This window comes from Pseudokineococcus marinus (genome assembly GCF_013004605.1).
GTDB lineage: Bacteria > Actinomycetota > Actinomycetes > Actinomycetales > Quadrisphaeraceae > Pseudokineococcus > Pseudokineococcus marinus.
The window spans coordinates 1-5,515 of record NZ_JABEMA010000207.1 but is presented as its reverse complement, the minus strand read 5'-3'; the positions used below and the strand labels follow the sequence as shown (position 1 = coordinate 5,515).

Sequence of the window (5,515 nt, the reverse complement as noted above, 5' to 3'; positions counted from 1 at the left end):
GTCCGGCTCGCCCGGCCCCGCCAGCCGCTGCGCCACCAGGCGCAGCAGCGCCACCTCGGAGGGGTCGACCTCGGCCACGGCCGGTGTCCTACTCCCGCCGGGCGCCGGGCGTCCAGGGGCTGGCGTCGACGGCGGGCTCGTCCCCCGGGCGCCCGCGGCGGGCCGCGAAGAAGGCTCGCAGCAGGTCGCCGCACTCCTCCTCGCGCACGCCGCCGACGACCTCGACCCGGTGGGGCAGCCGGCGGTCGCGCACGACGTCCAGCACCGAGCCCGTGGCGCCCGCCTTCGGGTCCCACGCCCCCAGCACGAGCCGCTCGACACGGGCCAGCAGCAGGGCCCCCGCGCACATGGCGCACGGCTCGAGGGTGACGACGAGCGTGCTCCCCGCGAGGTGCCACGTGCCGGCGCGGCGGGCCGCGGCGCGCAGCGCGAGGACCTCGGCGTGCGCCGTCGGGTCGCCGTCGGCCTCACGGCGGTTGGTGCCCTCGCCGAGCACCGCACCGTCGGGGCCGAGCACGACGGCGCCCACCGGGACGTCGCCGTCGGGGGTCGCCCGGGCCGCCTCCAGCGCCAGGCCCACCAGGGCTGCCAGGTGGCCGGGCGAGCCCGGCGGCGCCGTCAGCGCAGCGCCTCGAGCAGCTCGTCGAAGCCGCAGTCCGCGCCGATCTGCGCGAGCGCGCTGTCCGGGTCCTCCGGCGCGGCCTCGGTGACCTCGAGCAGCCGGGCGCGGTCGACGCCCAGGTCGGAGAGGACGTCGGGGTCGCCCGCCCACAGCGCGAGGCCCGGGGTCTGCTCGTCGGGCTGGTCCTCCTCCTCGTCGACGTCGGCGACGACGGGCGCCGCGGCCGCCGCCTCGGCCTCGGGGCTGCCGGCCGTGCGGGCCGCGGGCTCGGTGACCTCCTCGGGCGCCTCCTCCGGCTCGTCGCCGAGCTCGGCCTCCATGTCGGCCGCCGGGGCGACGAGGTCGCCGTAGTGGCTGCGCTGGGACGCCGCGAGGTCGGAGACGAAGAGGCGCACGTCCTCGTCGACGTCCTCCGTGGCGGCCATGGCGTCGCCGTCGACGCGCACGACGGCGAACCACTCGTCCTCGTGCTCGAGCACCGCCAGGGCCGTCCCGCCGTCGGGGGCGACGCCCCGCAGGACCTCGGCGAGGTCCTCCAGGTCGGTGATCTCCTCGATGGAGACGTCGTGGGAGCGCCAGGCCCCCTCCTCGCAGGTGATGACGGCGGTGAAGTAGGACATGGGGACAGATGGTGGCGCACGGCTAGGGTCGACGCCATGCGCCTGCACATCGCGGACCACCCGCTCGTCGCCCACAAGCTGACGGTGCTGCGCGACCGCGAGACCGACTCCCCCACCTTCCGGCGCCTGGCGGACGAGCTCGTCACGCTGCTGGCCTACGAGGCCACGCGGGACGTGCGGACGACGGACGTCGCCATCACCACGCCGGTCGGCCCGACGACGGGCACGCGGCTCAGCTCGCCCAAGCCGCTCGTCGTGCCGATCCTGCGCGCCGGGCTCGGGATGCTCGACGGCATGACGCGCCTCCTGCCGACGGCGGAGGTCGGCTTCCTCGGCATGATCCGCGACGAGGAGACCCTCCAGGCGACGACGTACGCCACGCGCCTGCCGGACGACCTCTCGGGCCGCCAGTGCTACGTGCTCGACCCCATGCTCGCGACGGGCGGCACCCTGGCCGCCGCGGTGGAGTACCTCTTCGCGCGCGGCGCCGACGACGTCACGGCCCTGTGCCTGCTCGCCGCCCCCGAGGGGGTCGAGGCCCTGCGCGCCGCGGTCGGCGAGGACGCCCGGGTCCAGGTCGTCACGGCCGCCGTCGACGAGCGCCTCGACGAGAACGGCTACATCGTGCCCGGCCTCGGCGACGCCGGGGACCGCCTCTACGGCGTGGTCTGAGGACCCCGCCCGCCCCGTACGGCGGGCCACCCCGGACCGCGGGCGGCGGAACGGGCTAGAGGCCCCGCTCGCGCTCGACCTCGGCGGCCTCCTCGGGCGTCGGCGCGGCCCCGCCGAGGTGCGCCGGCAGCCACCAGGCGTGCGGCCCGGGGTGCGCCGTGTCCGGGTGGGTCGCCTGCAGCGCGTCGAGCTGGGCCTGCAGGCGCCGCCGCAGCTCGACCGCGCACTCCTCCACGGTCCGCGGGGTCACCTCGAGGGGCTCGCCGACGCTCACCTGGACGGTCTGGCCGCGGGTGAGGTCGCGCGGGTTGCCCTTGCCGAGGAGCCGCTGCGTGCCCCACACCGCGGTGGGCAGGACGGGCACGCGCGCCGACGCCGCCATCCGCAGCGCGCCGGACTTGATGGGCTTGACGGTGAAGGACCGCGAGATCGTCGCCTCGGGGAAGAGGCCCACGATCTCCCCGGCGTGCAGGGCCCGCAGCGCGGCCCGCAGGGACGCCGAGCCCGCCGAGCGGTCGACGGGGATGTGGTGCATGCCGCGCATGAGGGGCCCCGCGACGGGGTGGCGGAAGATGCTCTCCTTCGCCATGAAGCGCGTGAGGCGCCGGTGGGCCTCCCACGGCGCCAGCCCCGCGAAGACGAAGTCCGCGTACCCGACGTGGTTGATCGCGAGGACGACGCCGCCCGTGGCGGGGACGTGCTCGAGGCCCTCGAGCCGGGTCCGGACGCCGAGCACCCGGAACGCCGTCTTCGCCAGGCCGATGACCGGGGGGTAGACGCGCTCGGGGCGCGCCCGGGCCGGGCGGTCGCCCCTGTCGCCGCCGCGGCTGCTCATCCGCAGGACAGTAGCCGTCGCGGCGGGCCGCCCCCACCCGGGGGCCGGAGGGGGCCCCCGGCCTCAGGCCGCGGGGTCGGCCTCGTCCCGCCGCGCGCCGTGCGGGGCCTCCGCGAGGGCGCCGAGGACGGCGCGGCAGATCTCCCCCAGCTGGTCGCGCTGCGCGGGCGAGAGGGGGTCGAAGAGCGCCCGCCGCACGTGCTCCACGTGGCCGGGGGCCGTGCGGTGCAGGACGTCCCACCCCTCGTCGGTGAGCGCGGCGACGGCGCCGCGGCCGTCGTCGGCGGCGCGCGAGCGCGCCACCCAGCCCTTCTCCTCGAGCCGCGTGACGGCGTGGGAGATGCGGCTGGGCGAGGACGTCGTGATGGCCGCCAGCTCGCTCATCCGCAGCCGCCGGGAGGGCGCCTCGGACAGCATGGCGAGGACCGTGTAGTAGGCCTGCGGCATGCCCGCCTCGGCGCGCATCTGCCGGTCCAGGCTCACCTGCAGGAGCTGGGTCATGGCGAGCAGGTCGCGCCACGTGCGCTGCTCGTCGTCGTCCAGCCATCGCGGCCCGGGCGCCGTCGGGCCCTGCTGCTGCTCGCGCCCCGCGGCCGCCTCGTCCACCACGGGCCCCATCATGGCCTGCCGCGGACGCCGCTCACCCCGCCTGCACCGGGACGGCGGCGACGGCCGCCGAGTCCTCGACCGGAGCCGCACCGGCCGTCGAGGTCGTCGTGCGCCCCGTCCCCGGGACCGGCGTCGGCTGCGGCACCGCCCCGTGGGCGATGGGCGCGGTGATCCATGCCTCGGGGATGCCGAAGCCGTCGACGAGCAAGCGCGCGTCGGCGCGCAGCTCGCGGCACAGCTCGTTCACCGCTGCGAGGACGGCCTTGCTGCGGCCCGGCGTCAGCCAGCCGTGCTCGAGGTACCAGGCCCGGTCGCGCTCGACCAGGGACAGCACGTGGAGGTCGCCGACGCGGGCCAGCAGCTCGGCCGTCGCGTCGTCCTCGCACTCCTCCTCGGCGGCCACGAGCGCCTCGACGACGACGCGGTCGACGTGGGCGCGGGCCGCGGCGAGCAGGTGGTCCTGGGCGTCGTCGAAGACGGCGGCGGCGTCGGCCCCGGGCGCCTTGGCGCGGCGCAGCCGGCGGGCCACCCCGACGAGCAGGTGGGCCTCGCGCTCGACGAGGAGGCGCATCTGCCAGCCGCGGTCGCGCAGGTCGGCGTCCTCGTCGCGCCCGGGGGCGGCCTCGAGGAGGCGCTGCACCGTGACGCGCGCCGTCGTGCGCTCCATGACGCGGCTGCGGACCTGGTCGGCGACGGCGCGCACCGTCCCCCACGTGCCGAGCTCGCCGAAGTCCTCGGCGTAGCCGGTGAGCAGGCCCTTGCCGACGAGCTGGAGCAGGACGGTGTTGTCGCCCTCGAAGGTCGTGAAGACGTCCGTGTCCGCCTTGAGCTGGGGCAGCCGGTTGGCGGCGAGGTACCCCGCGCCGCCGCAGGCCTCGCGGCACGTCTGGATGGTCGACGTCGCGTGCCAGGTGGCCACGGCCTTGAGCCCCGCCGCGCGGTTCTCCAGCTCGCGCTGGTCGTCGTCGGTGACCGAGCCCTCGGGCGCGGACTGCAGGTCGTGCAGGCGCGCCGTCAGCTCGTTCTGCGCGAGCTGGAGGACGTAGCTGGTCGCGAGCGCCGGCATGAGGCGGCGCTGGTGGGCGCGGTAGTCGAGGAGGACGACCTCCTCCTGCGCCCCGTCGGCCCCCGGCCGGGTGAACTGCCGCCGGGTGAGGCCGTAGCGGACGGCGACGGCGAGCGCCTGCTGGGTGGCCGCCCCGGCGCCGGCGGCGATGCACACGCGCCCGCGGACGAGGGCGCCCAGCGTGGTGAAGAAGCGCCGACCGGGGCTCTCGATGCTGCTGGCGTAGGAGCCGTCGGGCGCCACCTGGGCGAAGCGGTCCAGGAGGTCCTCGCGCGGCACGCGGACGCCCGTGAAGCGGATCCGCCCGTTGTCGACGCCGTTGAGGCCCGCCTTCACGCCGTCGTCCTCGACCTCGACGCCCGGCAGCAGCGCGCCGTCGGCGTCGCGCAGCGGCACGACGAAGCAGTGGACGCCGCGCCCGCGGGGCTCCTCCCCCGGGCCGCCGGTGACCAGCTGGGCGAAGACCGAGGCGACGCGCGCGTGCCGCGCGGCCCCGCCGATGTAGTCCTTGCGGGCGCCGTCGTGCGGCGTGGTGAGCACGAACTCCTGCGTCGCGGCGTCGTAGACGGCCGTCGTCTCGAGGTTGGCGACGTCGGACCCGTGCCCGGTCTCCGTCATCGCGAAGCACCCGACGGTCTCCATGGCGATGGTCGCGGGCAGCCACCGGCGGTGGTGCTCGGCGGACCCGAGGCTCTGCACCGCGCCGCCGAAGAGGCCGAAGTGCACGCCCGACTTGATCATCACGGACAGGTCGCCGTAGCCGAGCATCTCGAACTGGACGACGCTCGCCCCGACGTCGCCGCCGCCCCCGACCTCGCGGGGGAAGCCGTGCGCGGGCGAGCCGGTGGCGGCCAGCTCGCGCACGAGCCCCATGACCTCGTCGCGGTAGACGTCCAGCGGCGCCGAGGGGTCGGTGGTGAAGATCCCGGCCGGCAGCGTCGCCCGGGCCTCCTCGCGCACCCAGCCCCAGCGGCCCGACAGCAGCGCGGTGAGGTCGGCGGGGGTGACGACGGCGCGGTCGCCGGACCGGGCGCCGGACTGCTCGCCGTTCTGGGCGTCGCCGCGCTCGCCGCCCCGGCCCGTGGCGCGCC

At 77.1% G+C, this 5,515-nt stretch carries 6 protein-coding genes; 1 reads left to right on the top strand and 5 read right to left on the bottom strand.

From position 1 onward, the window contains the following. Window positions 1-88: 88 nt before the first annotated feature. Together HLB09_RS12245 and HLB09_RS12240 are read right to left on the bottom strand one after the other, a co-directional pair. On the bottom strand, window positions 89-580 hold the full coding sequence (locus tag HLB09_RS12245) for a nucleoside deaminase (RefSeq protein WP_171203642.1): 492 nt from the start codon (window positions 578-580) through the stop codon (window positions 89-91). Window positions 581-618: 38 nt separating this feature from the next. Next, window positions 619-1,242: a tRNA adenosine deaminase-associated protein gene (locus HLB09_RS12240; protein WP_171203641.1), complete on the bottom strand. Its 624-nt coding sequence runs from the start codon at window positions 1,240-1,242 to the stop codon at window positions 619-621. Between the two features lie 36 nt (window positions 1,243-1,278). Here HLB09_RS12240 and upp point away from each other — a divergent pair, with 36 nt between their 5' ends. Further along, complete coding sequence (upp, locus tag HLB09_RS12235) at window positions 1,279-1,914, top strand: uracil phosphoribosyltransferase (protein WP_171203640.1); 636 nt, start codon at window positions 1,279-1,281, stop codon at window positions 1,912-1,914. Between the two features lie 55 nt (window positions 1,915-1,969). On the opposite strand, the gene HLB09_RS12230 is transcribed toward upp, so the two are convergent. The 3 genes from HLB09_RS12230 to HLB09_RS12220 all read right to left on the bottom strand — a co-directional run bounded on the left by HLB09_RS12230 (window position 1,970) and on the right by HLB09_RS12220 (window position 5,408). Further along, on the bottom strand, window positions 1,970-2,749 hold the full coding sequence (locus HLB09_RS12230) for a lysophospholipid acyltransferase family protein (protein ID WP_171203639.1): 780 nt from the start codon (window positions 2,747-2,749) through the stop codon (window positions 1,970-1,972). Window positions 2,750-2,812: 63 nt separating this feature from the next. Continuing rightward, complete coding sequence (locus HLB09_RS12225) at window positions 2,813-3,367, bottom strand: MarR family winged helix-turn-helix transcriptional regulator (protein ID WP_171203644.1); 555 nt, start codon at window positions 3,365-3,367, stop codon at window positions 2,813-2,815. A gap of 22 nt (window positions 3,368-3,389) precedes the next feature. Continuing rightward, entirely contained in the window at window positions 3,390-5,408 is a 2,019-nt protein-coding gene (locus HLB09_RS12220; protein WP_171203643.1) for an acyl-CoA dehydrogenase family protein, read from the bottom strand. Window positions 5,409-5,515: the final 107 nt, after the last annotated feature.